This is a genomic window from Rossellomorea aquimaris, assembly GCF_020171925.1.
Classification (GTDB): domain Bacteria; phylum Bacillota; class Bacilli; order Bacillales; family Bacillaceae_B; genus Rossellomorea; species Rossellomorea aquimaris_F.
The window spans coordinates 40,328-59,521 of sequence record NZ_JAIVAR010000005.1; the positions used below are offsets into that span (position 1 = coordinate 40,328).

Here is a 19,194-nt window from a genome sequence, read left to right on the forward strand (position 1 = left end):
ACAGGGCAGCCATAAAGGCGTTCTTTGCCTTTTTGGATGGCATGGCTTATGTCTCGAGCCTCTAGCCGCCGGAGCTGGACACTAAGAAAAGCGGAGAGGCTTTGCTCAGAGGCGGGTGGCATAAGGCGAATCGGCCATAAAGGCGTTCTTTGCCTTCTTGGTCGGTTTGACTTATGACATGTGCCTCTAAGCCCCGGAGTTGGACACTAAGAAAAGCGGAGGGGCTTTGCTCAGAGGCGGGTGGCATAAGGCGAATCGGCCATGAAGGCGTTCTTTGCCTTCTTGGTCGGTTTGATTTATGACATGTGCCTCTAAGCCCCGGAGCTGGACACTAGAAAAGCGGAGGCACTCGTTTAGAGGCGACAAGCATAAGACAAAGCAGCCACAAAGGCGTTTTTTGCTTTTTGACCAGTTAGCTTATGACCTCGAGGGACTTGGCCGCAACAGCTAGAAACTGCATTTAAACACACCGTGACCGCTACAAATAAAAAAGCCACGCGAAACGTGACTTCATCCACTACATTAAGAATACCGAATAAAGAGATAAAATGGAAATGGCACCGATGACGACAACGATCACATTCGCACCAAGGAAAGCAATGAGGAATGCCGAAGCCGTTCCTACCACCCCAAATAAAAGATTCCCTTCCTGAATCAATAATATACTTGGAAAAATGAGCGCCCCCAATACTGCGAACGGGACATTTTTCAGGACTCCCTGAATGAACGGAGGAAGTTCTTTTCCTTTAAACACGAGAAAAGGAAGCATCCGAGGGATATATGTGACAACAGCCATCCCGATGATCATCCATATCACCATGCTATTCATCGCTTCCTCCCCCTCTCCGTTTCACCATGACGACCGCTTCGACCAGGATGGCAGAAACAAGCGTTGCGAGTACAATGGACCAGCCATTTGATAAGCCTGTCGTAAACAGGAGTACACTGTTCAAAGCACCTGCAGTCACGGCAAGAAAGGTCACCTTGATGCTTTTTTTCATTGAAGGGACGAGCAGGCCGACGAACATGGCATAAAGCGCGATCGTCATGCTGGCTTGAAGAAAGTCAGGAAGGATCTCTCCGATAAAGTATCCTATACCTGAATTGATGACCCAGCTTCCGTACGAAATAAGGATGACACCGAACGCAAAACCGGTCTTCACTTTCCCGTCTTTCACGCTGATGACCGTAAACGTCTCATCCGTTATCCCGAAGGCATAGGTCAATTTTTTATACAGCACTTCTTCTTCAAGCTTTTCACTCAATGAAGCAGACATTAGAAAGTGCCTGATATTCACAATGAACGTCGTAAGTATGATTTCAAGAATCCCTGTCCCCACAGCAATCAAGCTCAGGGATATGTATTGAGCCGCACCTGCGAATACGAGCATGCTCATCAATACCGTTTCCGTGACAGTCAGCCCAGTGGTGCGTGCCAACAACCCAAACGTAAGGGCTACCGGCATATATCCAATCGCAATGCTGATCCCACCCTGAAGCCCGTGACGAAAATCACTTACTTTTTTCGTTGAAAGCAGTGCCTCCATCTCTTCACATCCTTTATAATAGAAAGGTATAAACTATTTTAATAATTTGATAATTTATTATATTATACATACAGACGTTATAGTATACAAGAGAGGTTTTTAATATGGAAAATTTCCCGATACAAATCGGTGAGAACATCAGAAAGATCCGCAGGGAACGCGGACTGAGCCTTGAACAGATGGCGGAAGCGACAGGTGTGAGCAAGGCCATGATCGGTCAAATCGAACGTGGCGACTCCAACCCGACCGTCGCGATCTTGTGGAAAATTGCAAACGGTTTGAAGGTCTCCTTCTCTTCCCTGATTGAAAAACCGCAGCATCAGGTATCAATCACTCATTACAAGGATGTGCAGCCTGTACTTGAAGATGGTGGAAACTATATTGTTTATCCCATCTTCCCTTTCGATCCTTTTAAAAAATGGGAAAGCTACCGAGTGGAAATGAAGCCTGGATGCTCTTACAAGAACGAGGGGCATCCCCCGGGTGTAGAGGAATATATCAGTGTGATTGCAGGAAGGATTTCTTTAGAAATAGCAGATGAAACCTACGAACTTGACGCAGGAAGTTCCATCCGCTTTGCTGCCGATTCCGGTCACCAATATCGTAATCCTTTTGAGGAACAGGCAGTTTGCCAAATGATGATTTATTATGGAAACGAATGAAAAAACTCCTGCCGAGTGTACGGCAGGAGTTTTTTGTCTTTAGCAGAACGTATCCTTCGGTTTAGGCACCGAAAGTCCGAAAAATGGTCTAAGGTATAAAGCAAAGAAAGTACCGGCTAATGCAAGGATGCCCCAAATGTAGCCGTGTAGGCTGAAGGAAGCAATCCCTCCGAAATAAGCACCGATGTTACAACCGAACGCCAGGCGTGCACCATATCCCATCAACAGACCGCCAATGACGGATGCTGCTGCATTTTTACCAGTGATCTTATTGAATCGGAACAGTCCCCCTGCCGCTGATGCAAGGAACGCGCCAAGGATGACACCGAAATTCAAGACCGTGGTCGAATCAGCGAAGATGGATGACTGCAGTGCTTCTGCGTTCGCTCCACTCCAATATCCCCAGCTCGCTACATCGACTCCGAACACCGCTGCCGCTTTGGAACCCCAAAGCGCGAATGCCGAAGTGATTCCCCAAGGATTCCCCCTCGTCATGAGTGTCAGGGCATTCAACACAGCTAGGACGATGGCTGCTGTGAAAAGTGGCCATGAACCGCGAAGGACTCTCCTCCACCCTTTCGCTGTTGGAAGTGTAGCCATTCTCGGAGGGTTTTTCTTCTTTTCGATTCTTAAGGTAACCCAAGCAATGAAGCCAAAGAGCAGAATGGATACAGCCCACGCACCGAAATAACCGAGTGGCGTCGAAGTCGCAAGTGAAATCGGGGCAAACGAAGGCAGTTCCTCTGTCCAAAATGGAAGATGAGCTGCCCCGACCGTCGCTCCCACAATGAAGAACAGCAAGGTGATGAACATAACGGAACGCCCTCCACCAATGGCATAGAGTGTACCTGACGCACAACCGCCTCCAAGCTGCATGCCGACACCGAACATGAATGCACCGACAAGCAGACTCACGCCGACCGGCGATACATACCCGGCAGCTTCACCGCCAAAAAATGTATAACCTGTAGCAAGAATTGGCGCAAACAGCGTAACCGCCACCGCAAGCATCAGCATATGAGATCTGAGCGCCTGCCCATTCCCCACTGACACCACTCTACGGAATGCGGAAGTGAAACCAAATCTAGCGTGAAACAATGTATATCCCAAAAGCAAACCAAGAACAAGCAATACCGTCTGAGCTATTTCCTGTGTGAATAACAGATAAATGGCAAGAATGGCCGCCACCACCAAGCCCCCAACCACTAAAGAAGTCTGAGGCGGATTCAGCTCAGCACTCCCCTTCTTTGGTCCTTTTGTTTCATCTATAGGTTGAACATAGCTTCCCATGTCTTTTCCTCCTTAATCTGATTGATTTAGTTGGAATTCATTTTCATATGGTAATGGATTTGGAGGGAGATGTCAAAAGGGCTGTTTTGGGGAGTGACTCTATGCTTGGTGCTGTGTGGAGATGATGGTTGATGACCAAGATCGGATTGGGGAAAGGATTTAGTAGAATTCTTTGTGTTATGTGGTCGGTTGGTTGGTTAGTTGGTAATGTGTAGGGCTGATGGTAGAGGGCGGAATGGTGATTGGCGTTAGTGGAATTCTTTATGGTAAATGGTTGCTCTTGTGGTGCCGGTGGTTTTTAGGTTGAGGGAGCTTAAAAGATTGCGAGCTGTTTTTGGGGACTGAATGTCAAGTAAAGTTCTAAGTTCTTTATTAGTAATTGATGGTTTTATTAACAAAAAATAATCTTCTATCGTTTGCTGATGTGCTAGCTTTGATGTGAAATGACATTGAGAGCAACCCCACGTTCTACACTGCCTCTCCATTTTCCCTGAGCAACGTTCACACCTGATTCCTTGGATAGTATCCGATTCATCTATTCCATATTGATCGAGGATGTTTGTATAGCCTGGTTCATGGCTATTTAAAAGGACTCTCTTAATTTTACTAATATCCTTCTTACTGGCAACTTCTTTTGTGTAAATATGATTCAGTTTACTGATTTCATCGATTAAATTTTGCGCATGGATCATTTTTGAATAGGGAGATGAAAGTGTTTGGCCTTTTGCTACTTTTAAGATCGTTTTAGGGTTGCTGACCACAACAAAAAAGATAATCGGGGGCATAGTCAAATTATTATCATAGAAGAAGCGTTGCAAGAGGAGTTTCTGGCGCTGTGCCTGCGAAATCGGATCAGGGAACCCAGTCTCGACCCCATCATAATACTTGGTGAGTTGATTAAATTTAGGATCAATCGTTAAAGTACCGGAGATATTCTTTATTTCAAGAATCAAACAATAATAGGCGGTGACAAGTAGTGAGTCAATTTGAAAGTGGTAAGGGGGCAGGGGGAGTCTCAAATCATTAAAGATTAAGTACTTTTTTTCAGACAGAAAGCTCAAATGGTAATCAATCGCCTTCTCCCCACTAAATCCAGCTAATCTCTTCTTTAAATCTTGTTGCAGTAGTGGGATTTTTGAATGAGTTTGAACGATATTTCTAAGTAGAGCTTCAGTCTGTTCTATCTTCAACGGTATTCTTCTATTTTTTACGAACAATTGATCACTCCTTTTTCGATTATCTAAATATACTTCTCCATAATTTGTAAAAATCCTCCTTTTTCAAGAGATAAATAGGTAATTTTTATCTGATTAGACCCTTCGTTGAAACGATTCACCCTTTGAATTAAATAATCGTGCCTCTTTTTTGATGATTACGCCCTTTAAACAAATGATTCTACCCTTCATCCTGATCATTCTGCCCTTCATGTTGAATACGCTTTGATCCAACGCCTGCCAAACCGTCAATTTGTCCAAACCCTTCTAAAAAGACCATTTCCCTTCTTCATTTAGCAACAACACTCCCGTTTACTACACAATCCAGCCAAAACTACAACGTGGACGCCCCTCTCACCTGAAAAACCGCTTCACGTGTCGGGCTTAAATATGTAATTACACCCTTCATTGAAACGATTCACCCTTTGAATTAAATAATCGTGCCTCTTTTTTGATGATTACGCCCTTTAAACAAATGATTCTACCCTTCATCCTGATCATTCTGCCCTTCATGTTGAATACGCTTTGATCCAACGCCTGCCAAACCGTCAATTTGTCAAAACCCTTATAAAAAGACCATTCCCCTTAGCAACAACACTCCCGTTTTCTACACAATCCAGCCAAAACTACAACGTGGATGCCCCTCTCACCTGAAAAACCGCTTCACGTGTCGGTCTTAAATATGTAATTACACCCTTCATTGAAATGATTCACCCTTTAAACTAAATAATCGTGCCTCTTTTTTGATGATTACGCCCTTTAAACGAATGATTCTACCCTTCATCCTGGTCATTCTGCCTTTCATGTTGAGTACGCTTTGATCCAACGCCTGCCAAACCGTCAATTTGTCAAAACCCTTCTAAAAAGACCATTTCCCTCTCCCATTTAGCAACAACACTCCTGTTTACTACACAATCCAACCAAAACTACAACGTGGATGCCCCTCTCACCTGAAAAACCGCTTCACGTGTCTGGCTTAAATATGTAATTACACCCTTCATTGAAATGATTCACCCTTTAAACTAAATAATCGTGCCGATCTTTCAATGATTACGCCCTTCAAACGAATGATTCTACCCTTCATCCTGGTCATTCTGCCCTTCATGTTGAATACGCTTTGATCCAACGCCTGCCAAACCGTCAATTTGTCAAAACCCTTCTAAAAAGACCATTTCCCTTTAACAACACTCCCGTTTTCTACACAATCTAGCCAAAACTACAACGTGGATGCCCCTCTCACCTGAAAAACCGCTTCACGTGTCTGGCTTAAATATGTAATTACACCCTTCATTGAAATAATTCACCCTTTAAACTAAATAATCGTGCCGATCTTTCAATGATTACGCCCTTCAAACGAATGATTCTACCCTTCATCCTGGTTATTCTGCCTTTCATGTCAAATGTTCTTAAATCATCGCCTGCCAAACCGTCAATTTGTCAAAACCCATTTCAAAAAACCCCATACCACCACAATCCTCCATCCAACGCCAATACCCCATACAACCACAATCCAGCCAAAACAGACTAACGCCAAACATACATCTTCAAAAGCATCCAACCAGAGATTAGACCACATACTCCTACCAACACCTAATAAACAAATAAAAAAACCCGCCATACATCAGGCGGGTCTACTAAGTTATTTCCCCTTGAACTCAGGCTTCCTCTTTTCACTGAATGCGAGTAAGGCTTCTACCCGGTCTTCTGTGGGGATGGTGATTTCGTATGCTTTTCGTTCGATTTGGAGGCCGGTTTGAAGGTCTGTGTTCATTCCGTTCTTCACGGCGAATTTGGCCTGTTGGAGTGCGATTGGCCCGTTGGAGAGCATCGGCTCGACAAATGATTGCACTTCTTCGAGGAAGTTGTCCTTGCTTACGACCTTTGTCACCAATCCAATCTGATGAGCTTCTTCAGACGTCAATCGCTTTGCGGTGAGGATGAGCTCGAGTGCCTTGGATTCACCGATCAGTCGCGGAAGGCGCTGTGTCCCGCCCGCACCTGGGATGATGGCGAGGCTTGTTTCGGTGAGACCCATTGATGTGCCTGACACTGCCAGCCTGAAGTCACAGGCGAGGGCAAGCTCCATTCCGCCTCCGAATGCATAACCGTTCATGGCTGCGACCGTCGGCTGTGGCAGGGTGGCGACCGATTGGAATACTTCACCGATTTTGTATACGTTACGGAGGACTTGTGCTTCCGTCAACGTTTTTCGTTCCTTAAGATCAGCCCCTACGCTGAATGCTTTATTGCCGCTTCCCGTGAAGATGACCACGCGGACATCCGGGTTGATTCTGAGTGCCTCGACGATTTTGTGTAATTCGTTTAACGTATCATAATTAAAGGCATTCATCGCCTCTGGACGATTGATTGTGACATATGCAGTATGACCCTTTTGTTCAAGCAAAATAGATTCCACTATTCTGTTCTCCCCTTTGTATGCAATATTTTTCCCCATACATATCATTCGACAAAAGATTTGGAAACCCTTTCAATGTTTTTCACCCAGATTCCAAATGACACCATCACCTGCAAAAAAAGATGCCCAGCCGTTGACAGCTGGACATCCCTTCTTAACTTCAGGATTGAAGGACTTGCTCCTTAAGAGCTCTTCTCAAAATCTTTCCTGTCGTATTTTTAGGAAGCTCCTCCAGGAATTCGATATGTGAAGGAAGCTTATATTTGGCTAAGTGATCTTTGCAATAGTCCATAACTGCTTGTTCGGAAAGGGATGGATCATTCCTGACGATATAGCAGCTTACCGCTTCTCCCATTTCTGGGTGTGGCACACCGATCACGGCTGCTTCAACGATGGAAGGGTGGTTGTATAGAACTTCTTCGACTTCGCGCGGGTAGACGTTGTAGCCCCCGACGATGATGAGTTCTTTTTTGCGGTCGACGATAAAGAAATAGCCTTCTTCATCCATTCTCGCAAGGTCCCCTGTATAAAGCCAGCCGTCGCGGATGGTGGCAGCCGACTCTTCCTCCATCTGATAATAGCCCTTCATGACGTTCGGACCCTTGACGATCAGTTCCCCGACCTGTCCGACAGGCACTTCATCACCAAGTTCATCGACTACTTTGTTCTCTACGTTCATGATCGATGTTCCGATCGAGCCTGGTTTTCTCGGACGATCGAGCGGATTGAAACATGTGACAGGTGAAGCTTCGGATAATCCGTAGCCTTCTGAAATCATGACATTGAACTTTTTCTCAAAGTTCTTCAGGAGCGCCACTGGTAAGGAGGCACCGCCTGAAATGCAAAGTCTCAAGGAAGATAGATCTTCAGGGTTTCCTTCAGGATATTGATACAGGAAGTTGTACATCGTCGGGACACCTGCAAATACAGTCGGTTGAAATGTCTTAGACAAGGCAAAGATTTCTTTCGGACTGAAGCGCGGTACAATCAACAATGTGGCCCCGGTCATAAGTGGTGCATTCAGGACGACCGTCAGGCAGAACACGTGAAACATCGGAAGTGCCGTAATGACGCGGTCTTCTTCGTTCATCTTTAAGTAACTGCCGACATCCATCGCATTAGAAAAGATGTTTTTATGTGTCAGCATGGCGCCCTTTGGCTTTCCTGTTGTGCCGGACGTATAAAGAATGATTGCCACTTCCTCTTCATCCATTTCCGGCCCTTTGAAATTCATGTCACCCCGGGACAGAACGTCTGTAAACGATTTCAATTTCGGGTTTACAGAAGACACCTGTTCCAGATTGATCCCCTTTGCGCGCTCGTCACCCGATTCACATAGGATAAAGTGATGTACATCAGGCAGCATATGCTGCATCTTTTCGATCAATGGAAGAAGCAAATCCAATGTAACGATTGCTTTCACGTCTCCATTTTTCAAAATATAACCGATTTCGTCCGGTGTATATATCGGATTGACGGGAATGACCTTCAACCCGAGGCGCAAAGCACCATACAAGCCGATGATAAAATGCGGTGAGTTACCAAGTACCAGTGCGATGTGATCCCCTTTTTTCAATCCCAACTGTTCCAGCCCACCCGCGAATTTTGACACAGCGGCATTCAACTCTCCGTATGTACTCGAATGAGACAAGAAATGGTAAGCAGTCTTATCTGATTTTTCCGCAGCAATTTGTTCTAACCGTGATGAAATGTTCAAAGTACTCCCTCCCCTTGTTCAAATGAATGAATGGTCATTCATCTAAGTATTAAAAGTATTCAAAATATATTTTATATAAAGAATTCTATTAATACAAGTACCCCGCTTGAGAAAAACTCCCAAAGAATAGTAGAAAAGACTGCCCCATAGGGACAGCCTTACTCTTTAAGATGTTTTGTTCGATCCGGAGAAGATGGCATTCGACACCAGTCGGAACAGGTAGTCTGTATGGTCGCGGAATGTTGGTTCCAATCCGATGAATAGGATATTCCCGTCCTTCACCATGACCGGTTTCCCCTGCGCTTGCCCACTATCTTTCCAGTGACCGGCCATAAAGAAATCTTCGCTATCTTTATAGGTTGATAACACTTCCTTGTCCTCTGCATTTGAGTACCAGGTCGGTTGGTAAACAAATCCGATATCCGTGGCGCCATAACCGGCTGTATATGTTGAATCACCATGCGTAAGCTCGACAATCCCGTTGCTGTTTGAGCCGCCCGTTTTCACTTCTACATCACTCAAGCCGAGTTTGACCGATGCTTGGGAAGCGCCAGCCCCGATTGCCAGATAGTTCCCACCTTCTTCAATAAAACTTCTCACGTTTGCCTTAAACGCATCATATTGAGCGGCATCCTGTAGTCCAAACTCCTGGTTGGCAGTACTATTTTCATAAGAAATCAAATTTGATTTTCCATTATAGATGAATACATCGGTTTCTCCCAATCCTTCTTCGGCTACCTGCACAGGTGTTTTCTCAATAACTTGGAATCCAAGGCGCTCCAACGCCAATTTTGTTCCGGAATGAGATTGAGATTTATTGATACCACCGTCTTTGAGGATGGTAACAGTCTGGGCGGAAATTTCTTTTGCCTCCTCGGGAATCACCTCACTGGAGATGGTTACATCTGCATCCTTTACAAGGGTCTGAAGTTCGGACTTGGCTGAACTGTCGGCATATAATGTGCCGTCGCTCCCCCTGTATAAGGTGTGACCTTTCTTTAATAGCTGATTTGCCATAGATACAGATTCCACTGAAGTATTCGGGATGGCATAAGGTCCGTCCCCCATCACTTCACCTTTCGGATCAACTACGCGCACTTCATTGGACTTCACATTCAGTTGCTTTTCGCTGCTTACCTCAACGGCTTCGAATCCCCATAATTCCGGGAGGTTCCAGGCGGAAATGTCATACATGCTCGGTGTATCTTCCGTAATGTCTTCACCATCCCAAAGCATCGTATTGGCAAGTCCCGCTTTCGACTGATCCATTGGGACGATGTACGTTCCTTTCGGATAGGTGACACCTTCATACGTAAACTCTTTCTTCGCTTCTTGCACGGTAATATCATTTTCCTGGAGATGCTCTACAGCTTTTTGAGTCGCCGTTTGATCTTGTTCGTCTCTAGGTAAAATATACGCTGAAGGAAAATGCCCCTCTTTATGGAAGGGATGATCAAACTGGACGCCGCGCTTAAAGACTTCAATCTGATCTTTAACCATTTCCACCTTGTTATCACTTGCAAAATTCAGTGCGCCCATTACCGCATCATACGTCCACTTGACGCCATCCCAGTCATTTGTCGGTGCTTCAAGCGTAAAGCCGTATGCCCCGTGATACATCGCATACATCGGAGTGAAGATCGGCGGGTAATCGTCCCATCCTGCGGAATCGTCACGCTGCGGGATGTAGGTACCCTCCATATTCTGATAATCTACTTTTGATGTCGCCGTATTGGCATTCTCATAGTCAGCCTTATTTCCTACTATGCTTGCTTCCATTGCTTCCGCCTGGCTCATCGCCCATTTTGAATACAGATCATATTCATAGTTTGGATTATGTGGAGGGGTGCACGGTTCGATCAAACCGGGCTTTGAAGGTCCGCCGTATCCCTTCACATATCCATGAAGATCAAGGAACACCATCGGATTCCATTCCGTGATCAGGTCCACCATATGCTTTGTTTCAGGCTGGGACTGAGTGATGAAATCACGATTAAGATCGATTCCATTCCCATTGAAGCGGGTAGCACCGATGCGACCGTCCGGATTTGCCACCACATTGAAGATCAAGATATGATCTTCCAATACAGATGTCGTCTCCGAGTCGTTTCCGGTTGCAAAACGTTCAATCAACTGAAGAACGGCATCCGTCCCGACGAACTCTGTTCCGTGAATGGAACCGTTGATCATGACGGGGATTTTCAGATCAGGATGCTGATCGATGAATTCCTGTGCCTTTCCAGGGGATTGGATCATTTTTTTGCGAAGACCTTTATAATAACCATACTTTCTTTTTGAAGAAGGATCCGAAATGGTCACCACATACATATCCTGTCCGAGTGCAGATTTTGTTTCACTTTTTTCCACTGTCATCCGGTTGCTTATATTGGCTATTGAATCCAACTTTCCTTCTATTTGTGAATATTTCACAAAGTCATAGTGCTCACTGTTAAAAAGACTTTTCTCCTTTTCATCGAGTTGAGATTGCTGGATGGCCGTCTGAGGAGATTCGGCCAATACGTTGAAAGGGATGGAAGCCAGGAGGGTAAAGCTGGTCATTCCTGCGATTAGCTTATTTTTCATGTGTGTACCTCCAAATTATGTATTACTATTATAATAGAATAATAATTCATTTCGGTACATAAATATTTAGTTCTATGTTTCACATGGTAAAATCCTACCATACATTTTCAATGCCAGTTAGCATCTATGTATTCTTGGGAAGCAGACCAGGAATCCTTCCAACGAAAAAAGGCACCGCCGAATTCCGGCAGCACCTTTCATCATCCATCAATACACTAGATCAACAAACTCTTCTTTCGTCACGTTACCAAAATAATGCTGGATATCAAGGCCTTCAAGAGCCTGTGCAATTTCTTTCTTCTCATATCGTGTACCCGACAGCTTATTTTCGATGTCTTCCACATTACCGACCCCGAAGAAGTCTCCGTAGATTTTACAGTTCTCGATCAGTCCTTTGTTCACTTCCAAGCGGACATCGATCTGTCCGACCGGGAACCTGTTGGAGTGCTGAAGATTGAATTTAGGGGATTTCCCGTAATTCCAATCCCAGTTTTGATAACGTTCTTCAGAGAGTTCGTGTATATTCTTCCAGTCTTCTTCTGTGAGGACGTATTCCTTGACGTCGCTTCCGTCAAAGATGTAGTCGAGTAGGGTGGAGCGGAATTCCTCTATGCTCATCTGTTCATCGAGGAATTCGGAAATGTTGGCCACCCTGCTTCGGATCGATTTGATCCCTTTCGATTCAATCTTATCTTTCTTCACTTTAAGGGCAGATACCACGTTTTCCATTTCGGAATCGAATAACAAGGTACCATGGCTGAACATGCGGCCTTTCGTGGAGAACTGTGCATTCCCGGAAATCTTTCTTCCTTCTGCCAGCAAGTCATTCCGCCCGCTCAGTTCGGCATTGACCCCCAATTTATTTAACGCTTTCACAACGGGTTCGGTGAACTTCTGGAAATTATGAAAGCTGTCCCCATCATCTTTTGTGATGAAACTGAAATTTAAATTTCCAAGATCGTGGTAAACCGCACCGCCTCCGGAAAGGCGCCTCACTACGTGAAGTCCTTCTTTTTCGACGTATTCTGTATTGATTTCTTCGATTGTATTCTGGTTCTTTCCGATGATGATCGATGGCTCATTGATATAGAACAGCAGATAACTCTCATTGATATCGAGGTTCTTCAAAGCATACTCTTCTATGGCCAGATTGATTCTTGGATCTGTAATTCCTTTATTGTCGATGAATAACATCGTATTCCTCCTAGATTATGATTTCCATATCCTGTTTGGCGAGGTGGACGTCGCCTTTGTAAATCGTTTTTGCTTCCGAGACCAATTGTTCCAGGTCACCGAAGTGAGGAAGATGGGTAAGGATCAATTTCTTGACCCCTGCTTCTTCAGCGAGCTTCCCGGCGTCGAGGCTTGTCATATGACCCGCGCCCGAAGCATCCATGTTCCCGTAGAAATTGCATTCGCACAAAAGGAGATCTGCATCCTTTCCAAACGAAATGAACGAGTCTCTGAAGGCTGAATCCGCTGTATAGAAGATGGATTTCCCAGCTGCTTCAATCCTCATGCCATAACACGGTACGGGATGTTTCGTCTTAACAAAAGTAACCGTGAATGGACCGATTGCGAGCGACGACTGCTCATTGTATGCATGAGCCTTCATCAAATTTCTGTATGTAAGCGAGTTGTAGCCTTGAGCATCCTCATTATGCGCGTATACCGGTAACGTACCGTTTGATTTCCCCAAGAAGGATTGGATCAGAAGTGCATGCTGTAGCACCCCTATATCCGCGACATGGTCCGGATGGTAATGGGATATCAATACAGCATCAAGCTCGGTTGGATCGATAGATCTTTGCAGGTGGGATAGCACTCCGCTCCCGCAATCCAGTAATAAGGTAAAGCCATCGTGTTCAAGGAGATATCCTGTACTTGCTTCGCCTGCCTTCGGATATCCGCCCCAATGACCGATGATGGTCAGTTTCATATGGACCCTCCTGACGAATTTGATATACAAACTTACTATACTTCATTTTGCCTATCTTTTCATTTTTTCAGCCTATTTTGTAATTTATCATTGACGAATTTCATACTGTTATAATACAATATAATAAATTAAGACACCAGTTATATAACACGAACAAATAACGGGTGAATCTAAACTATTCGGAGGGTGATCAACATGGTCAAAAATATTGTGGAATTTTTCAGGAACTTACCGCCAAAGTCTTGTGCTCAATGTGGGGATATCATTGAAGAGCAGCATGAATGCTACGGCATCTACTGCGAAAAATGTACGACTGACCACGAATACTAGGATGTAAGGGGCTTTTCACGGACGGAATTCAACGTATATTGGGGTAAAAGCGGGAACACGGCTTTAGAGACGGAACATAAAAAAGGATGCTCTTCATAATAAGAGCATCCTTTTTTATGTTTATTTGACTTCTACAGTCTGCATGGTATGTTCGTGAATTTCTTCCCCTTTGGTGACATGGACTTGGACATTGTACATGCCTTTTTCCGGGAATGAGTATGAACCCTGGTATTTGCCTGCTTCGCCTGAAGTCAGGTCCACCCATTCATGCTTTTCCTGGCCATCTTTATAGATTTCTAAGCGTACCTCTGCAGCTTCAAGTGCTTCACCCTCATTTTCGACGTGTACACTCCATTTGCTATCTTCCTTCGCAGTCATACTTTCAGGCTTCATTACGTGGATGGAGACTGTACTTTCATGATGGCCGTGGTGATCATCTCCACCTTCTTCACCATGCTCCCCTTCTTGGACTTCGCCAATCGTTATATCCTTTTTAGGCATCGTATGCATATCACGCGCCGTTACATGGACCTGGACCGTATATAGACCGTCCTCTTCAAACGTCGTTTCTGCTTTGTACACCCCGCCCTTATCATGCTTAGCCTCAATCATTTCACTATCTTCTTTATGTCCATTCTTCCATACTTCATACTTCACTTCATCGGCATCCTCGACACTCTCATCCCCTTGGGAAACTGTAGTTGAAAGGGATACTGCTACTCCCTTTTCACCCGTTTCGGGCACGTCAAGCACAGCCGAAATCGGTTCCATATTATTCCCATTCGTTGAGGAGTCGTTTTCATTACCATTACCGCATGCTGCAGCAAATAGAGCAAGTGCTCCCGTTATTACCAATAGTAGGAACTTTTTCATACATATTCTCCTTTAATAAGAAAATCTTACGTTCATAGCCATTATGAACTTCACACAGAATAGTATACACCCTCATATGAAAGAATGGTTTGTCCATTTCATGAATTTTAAAAAGGAGATGCCGCGGCATCTCCTTTTTGCTTATTATGCTTCTGCTGTTTTTGAATACTGTTTCTTGAATAATCCCACAAAGAAAATAGATGTAAGGACGATGAATACAACGAAGTATCCAAGCAGAATGGATAGGTTCTGCCACATGAAACCAAAGTCGCCGCTTGAGATGACTGCTTTGAAAGCTGATACGGAATATGTCATCGGCAATAATACGCTGATAGGTTGCAGCGCCGTTGGAATCAATTCTAATGGGAACGTCCCTGCACTTGTTGTTAATTGCAAGATCAAAATGATGATGGCAACGAATCGTCCCGGATCACCGAGGATCGTCACAAGCATTTGGATCAAAGCAAGGAATGTAAGACTTGTAATGATTGTAGAAAGAAGGAACAATGGAACACTTTCTACCTCAAGTCCAAGTCCGAACAGCAAGATTGCAGCAGCAATCAGGGATTGAATAATCCCGACTGTCGTAAGGACCGTGAATTTACCCAGGAACCAGCTCATCCCATTTGATGGGCGATCCGCAGGTTCTCTCAATGGATAAACGATCGAAATCAATAGTGCACCAACAAAGAGTCCTAGTGATAGGAAGTAAGGTGCAAAACCAGTACCATAGTTAGGAACATGGTTGAACTTTTCATTTTTCACATTGACTGGTGCTGCCATCATGTCATACGTATCGTCATTTGGCTCTACGCTGTTTGCTTCTTTGGCAGCATCTTTCAGTTTCTTCTCATACTCGGTAGTTCCATCCGACAATTTCGTGGTTCCTTCAGCCAATTGTACAGATCCGTCCGCAAGCTTCTTCGAACCGTCCGTCAATTGAGTCGAGCCATCATACACTTTGTTAAGTCCTGAATTCAACTCGCCTGCTCCAGATGCAAGGGAAATTGTACCTTGGTGGACCTCCCCCATCTTTTCTGTCAGTAAGCCGAAGTTCTTCACAACTTCATCCTGGCCTGCTTTAAGGCGGTCAGAACCTTGGTCAAGCTGTGCAGATCCTTCAACCAATTGGTCGACTCCACCTTGAAGTTTCTTTTGACCATCATTTAATTGGCCGATTCCTCCTGCAAGGGTAGTTGCACCTTTTTGCAGTTCGGACGCCCCGGTGCTCAGTGCACCTGTACCTGTTTCAAGTCCTGTGGCACCTTGTTTGATCTGATTGATTGCGGCTTTTAATTGTGCCTGTTTCTCCTCGGGGAGACTGCCCATATACGGAGCCAATTGTTCCTCGAGCGCGCCCGCCCCAGCATTGATCGCTTCCGCACCTGATTGGGCACGATCGGCACCCGCTTTCAGATCGCCTATCTTTGCAGCTAGATTCTCGGAACCAGCTTGCAGTTTCGCTGTATTGCTAACGGCACTATCAAGACCGGCATCGACTTGATCAAGGCCAGCCTTGCTCTTATCAATCCCGTCTGCCAGTGCATTCATACCTGACTGTACATCCTGTGTTCCTTTATAAAGCTGCTTCGTTTTATCGGTCATGACACCGACGCCGTCCGATAGTTCTTTCGATCCCTCGGCAAGCTTGGCAGCACCTGCCTTCGTTTTCGCCACGCCGTCAGTCATTTCCACATTTTTCTCGGCTAATACAAGCAAGTTATCCTTCAATGTCTTTGCGCCCTTTGATAAGTCGAGGGCTCCATTGTTGATTTCCCCAGCCTTATCACTTGCGGTCTGGAAGCCATCGCCCATTTCTTGGATCTTGTCGAACATCGTTTCTGCATATGTTTCAGAAACAGATTTAGAAAGGCTTGCCTTGATTTCTTTCATCGCGGTATCACCGATCTGAGCAGACAAGAAGTTGAAGCTTTCATTTGGCACATATTTCAGTGCAAGCTTCTCAGGGTGATCCTCGAGAAGAGTCGTACCATTCTCAGAGAAGTCCTCAGGAATTTCTACTAACATATAATAATCCTGGCTCTCTAGATTCTTATACCCTTCTTCTTTATCTACAAAGTGAAAATCAAATGTTTCGCTTTCTTTCAGCTTATCAACGAGCTCATCCCCGATTTGAAGATCTTCGCCGTCGAACTCTGCTCCACGGTCGCTGTTCACAACCGCTACCGGCAGCTCGGAAAGCTGTTCATACGGATCCCAGAAAGCCCATAGGAACATTCCGCTGTACAATACAGGGATGAATAGAACAGCAAGGATCGGAATGAGTAACTTCTTGTTGCGGAAAATCGCCTTGAATTCTGAACCTGTAAATGATTTCTTCATGTTTACCTCCTATTTTAATCGAAATAATAGTTGACCAAATCACTCAAACGGTCAATTCTTTCCAAAAAATAACTGACCATATTATTCTATTGGTCATTCACAGCCAAAAGTGAAGGACTATCCAGCAGATAACCCTTTGATAAGATATAATTCGAATAAGTCGGCAATTTCGTCTTTCTCAAGTGGGCCATGAGCCTTCTCCCAATCGAAAATCAATGAAACATAAAGTTTCAGCATCACAAATGCCGTCAATTCCGGATTGCATTGTTTGATGGCACCGGAAGCAATTGCTTTTTCAATGCGATGACTCAGGAATTCAACAACCACTTTTTCCATGCGTTCGATCACTTCTGATACGGCTGGTGTACCCATTTCCCTGGCTTCCTGATACAGCTTGATTGTCAATTGATGCTCTTTACGGAACTCTAGCAATCGAAACAGGGCGCGATGAACATTGCTGGAAAACGAATCCTCTGGTTCAATCACTTCCTCCGCTTCCCTTTTCATTTCGTTCAGCAAAGAGGAGACGATTTCATCAAATAATTCTTCCTTATTTTTAAAGAAAGTATAGATCGTTCCTTTTCCAACATTGGCAAGTTTAGCGACCTGATCCATGGTTGTGGCTTTGTAACCGAATAAAGAAAATGACTTAGAAGCCGCCTCTACGATTTGTTGTTTCCGATTAACTGCCATTCCTTCACCCCCTTAAGTTTGACTGTATGACCGAAAATGAATTTTAGTCATAATCACATTCATTAATCTATCACATCTTATAAAAATAAACAACTCTTTTTATTGTACATATTACATAAGCCTTCAAGAATAAGTTATAGAGAACATTCATGCAGGAGGTGCCTCATGATCATCCATGTTGTCAAAAGCGGGGATACACTTTGGTCGATCGCCCGCCAATTCAACGTCGACCTGTCTCAGCTCTCATACGGCAATCAATTGAAAAATAGTAACATCCTTGTCATCGGTCAGAGTCTGGTCATACCTGAATCACATAAAGAATACATCGTACAGCCCGGCGATACGTTGAATGATATAAGTAAAAAGCTGAATATCGGCCTACAGGAATTGATAGATTCCAATCAACTTACCAATCCCTCACGCCTCTATGTAGGGCAGTTGATTGTCCTTCCATATTTCGTTCATTCCGTGAAGCCGGGTGATACACTTTACACCATTTCATATAATTATAAGGTCGGTCTGGAGGACATCTTGAAAGCCAACAACATCCAGAATCCTTCACTCATCTATCCAGATCAAAAAATCCGTATCCCGAATGATCGTAAATCCATCGAAGTAAATGCCTATATCACGCAAACAGGCGATGGAGCGGTTGGCGAGGTTCGAGGTCTAGGAAATTACTTTACGTATCTTTCTCCGTTTACCCATGCCATAACGAAAGATGGCGGCATCACCGCCTTAAATGATGAAGGATTGATTTCGGCTGCTTATGGTACAGGGACGGACCCTCTACTTGTCGTGACAAATTACTCAGGGGCAAAGTTTGATTCGGACTTGGCTGCAACGATTTTCCGAAGTGAGTCCCTTCAGGCAACCCTGATCTCGAACCTATTGAAGACAATGGAGAGAAAAGGATACAAGGGGGTGAACTTTGATTTTGAGTACGTGTATCCAGAGGATCGCGAACGGTATAATCAGTTTCTCCGTAAAGTGACCTCCACCCTCAGACCGAAGGGTTATTCGGTTTCGACTGCCCTCGCCCCCAAAATCAAGGAAGATCAAAAGGGACTCCTATATGAAGCACATGATTACAAAGCACATGGCGAAATCGTCGATTTTGTCGTCATCATGACATACGAATGGGGGTGGGCAGGCGGAAAGCCATGGGCCATCGCCCCGATCCCTGAAGTGAGAAAAGTGTTGGATTATGCCGTCACTGAAATTCCCCGGAACAAGATTTTGATGGGGGTGCCATTATATGGACGGGATTGGAAAATACCCTGGCAGGAAGGGACTTTTGCAAAAACGGTTTCACCAGCTGCAGCAGTCGATTTGGCAAGTAAATACGGGGTGAGGATCCAATATGACAATAACGATCAAGCACCTTTCTTCAAATACTGGGATGAATCCGGTCAGCAGCACGAAGTATGGTTTGAGGATGCGCGCAGCATTTTGGCAAAACACCAGACACTTGATCAGTATCGGTTAAGGGGGATCAGCTATTGGGTTCTCGGAAGTTCCTTTCCTCAGAACTGGGTGATGCAGCATGCACGATACACCACAGTCAAATAAAAAAATGGACCTCCG

Annotated in this window: 15 protein-coding genes; 3 read left to right on the top strand and 12 right to left on the bottom strand. The window is 44.7% G+C overall.

Features of this window, described 5'->3' with window-relative positions:
• Positions 1–517 precede the first annotated feature (517 nt).
• Both LCM10_RS15690 and LCM10_RS15695 read right to left on the bottom strand, forming a co-directional pair.
• The gene (locus LCM10_RS15690) at positions 518–829 is read right to left on the bottom strand and encodes an AzlD domain-containing protein (protein WP_224877244.1); all 312 of its coding nucleotides are present in this window, start codon (positions 827–829) and stop codon (positions 518–520) included.
• Complete coding sequence (locus LCM10_RS15695; RefSeq protein WP_224877245.1) at positions 822–1,547, bottom strand: AzlC family ABC transporter permease; 726 nt, start codon at positions 1,545–1,547, stop codon at positions 822–824. Before LCM10_RS15695 ends, LCM10_RS15690 begins: the two co-directional genes overlap by 8 nt.
• A gap of 104 nt (positions 1,548–1,651) precedes the next feature.
• On the opposite strand from LCM10_RS15695, the gene LCM10_RS15700 reads away from it, so the two are divergent.
• Positions 1,652–2,209, top strand: a complete 558-nt coding sequence (locus LCM10_RS15700) for a helix-turn-helix domain-containing protein (RefSeq protein ID WP_224877246.1) — start codon at positions 1,652–1,654, stop codon at positions 2,207–2,209.
• Between the two features lie 39 nt (positions 2,210–2,248).
• Here the strand turns inward: LCM10_RS15700 and LCM10_RS15705 are convergent, their stop codons facing one another.
• The 7 genes from LCM10_RS15705 to LCM10_RS15735 all read right to left on the bottom strand — a co-directional run bounded on the left by LCM10_RS15705 (position 2,249) and on the right by LCM10_RS15735 (position 13,368).
• Positions 2,249–3,499 (bottom strand): YeeE/YedE family protein, encoded by a 1,251-nt coding sequence (locus tag LCM10_RS15705; protein ID WP_224877247.1) that lies wholly within the window; start codon positions 3,497–3,499, stop codon positions 2,249–2,251.
• Between the two features lie 248 nt (positions 3,500–3,747).
• A complete protein-coding gene (locus LCM10_RS15710) occupies positions 3,748–4,689 on the bottom strand; it encodes a nuclease-related domain-containing protein (protein WP_224877248.1) in 942 nt (313 codons plus the stop codon).
• 1,663 nt (positions 4,690–6,352) lie between these two features.
• Positions 6,353–7,129: an enoyl-CoA hydratase-related protein gene (locus LCM10_RS15715; RefSeq protein WP_224877249.1), complete on the bottom strand. Its 777-nt coding sequence runs from the start codon at positions 7,127–7,129 to the stop codon at positions 6,353–6,355.
• A gap of 160 nt (positions 7,130–7,289) precedes the next feature.
• The gene (locus tag LCM10_RS15720; RefSeq protein WP_224877250.1) at positions 7,290–8,846 is read right to left on the bottom strand and encodes a fatty acid--CoA ligase family protein; all 1,557 of its coding nucleotides are present in this window, start codon (positions 8,844–8,846) and stop codon (positions 7,290–7,292) included.
• A gap of 165 nt (positions 8,847–9,011) precedes the next feature.
• Complete coding sequence (locus LCM10_RS15725) at positions 9,012–11,429, bottom strand: M14 family zinc carboxypeptidase (RefSeq protein ID WP_224877251.1); 2,418 nt, start codon at positions 11,427–11,429, stop codon at positions 9,012–9,014.
• Between the two features lie 207 nt (positions 11,430–11,636).
• A complete protein-coding gene (locus tag LCM10_RS15730) occupies positions 11,637–12,623 on the bottom strand; it encodes a lipoate--protein ligase (RefSeq protein ID WP_224877252.1) in 987 nt (328 codons plus the stop codon).
• A gap of 10 nt (positions 12,624–12,633) precedes the next feature.
• Positions 12,634–13,368: an MBL fold metallo-hydrolase gene (locus LCM10_RS15735; RefSeq protein WP_224877253.1), complete on the bottom strand. Its 735-nt coding sequence runs from the start codon at positions 13,366–13,368 to the stop codon at positions 12,634–12,636.
• A 195-nt stretch (positions 13,369–13,563) separates the two neighbouring features.
• Here LCM10_RS15735 and yhfH point away from each other — a divergent pair, with 195 nt between their 5' ends.
• Complete coding sequence (yhfH, locus tag LCM10_RS15740; protein ID WP_224877254.1) at positions 13,564–13,698, top strand: protein YhfH; 135 nt, start codon at positions 13,564–13,566, stop codon at positions 13,696–13,698.
• Between the two features lie 120 nt (positions 13,699–13,818).
• Here yhfH and LCM10_RS15745 read toward each other — a convergent pair whose 3' ends face one another.
• The 3 genes from LCM10_RS15745 to LCM10_RS15755 form a co-directional block, all read right to left on the bottom strand.
• Positions 13,819–14,571, bottom strand: coding sequence for a FixH family protein (locus tag LCM10_RS15745; RefSeq protein ID WP_224877255.1), 753 nt, complete (start codon positions 14,569–14,571; stop codon positions 13,819–13,821).
• A gap of 144 nt (positions 14,572–14,715) precedes the next feature.
• A complete protein-coding gene (locus tag LCM10_RS15750; protein ID WP_224877256.1) occupies positions 14,716–16,914 on the bottom strand; it encodes a YhgE/Pip domain-containing protein in 2,199 nt (732 codons plus the stop codon).
• A gap of 117 nt (positions 16,915–17,031) precedes the next feature.
• Positions 17,032–17,607 carry a TetR/AcrR family transcriptional regulator gene (locus tag LCM10_RS15755; protein ID WP_224877257.1) on the bottom strand — a complete coding sequence of 192 codons (576 nt, stop codon included), beginning with the start codon at positions 17,605–17,607 and terminating at the stop codon, positions 17,032–17,034.
• A gap of 165 nt (positions 17,608–17,772) precedes the next feature.
• Here LCM10_RS15755 and LCM10_RS15760 point away from each other — a divergent pair, with 165 nt between their 5' ends.
• Positions 17,773–19,179: a LysM peptidoglycan-binding domain-containing protein gene (locus LCM10_RS15760; RefSeq protein WP_224877258.1), complete on the top strand. Its 1,407-nt coding sequence runs from the start codon at positions 17,773–17,775 to the stop codon at positions 19,177–19,179.
• The last annotated feature ends 15 nt before the right edge of the window (positions 19,180–19,194 follow it).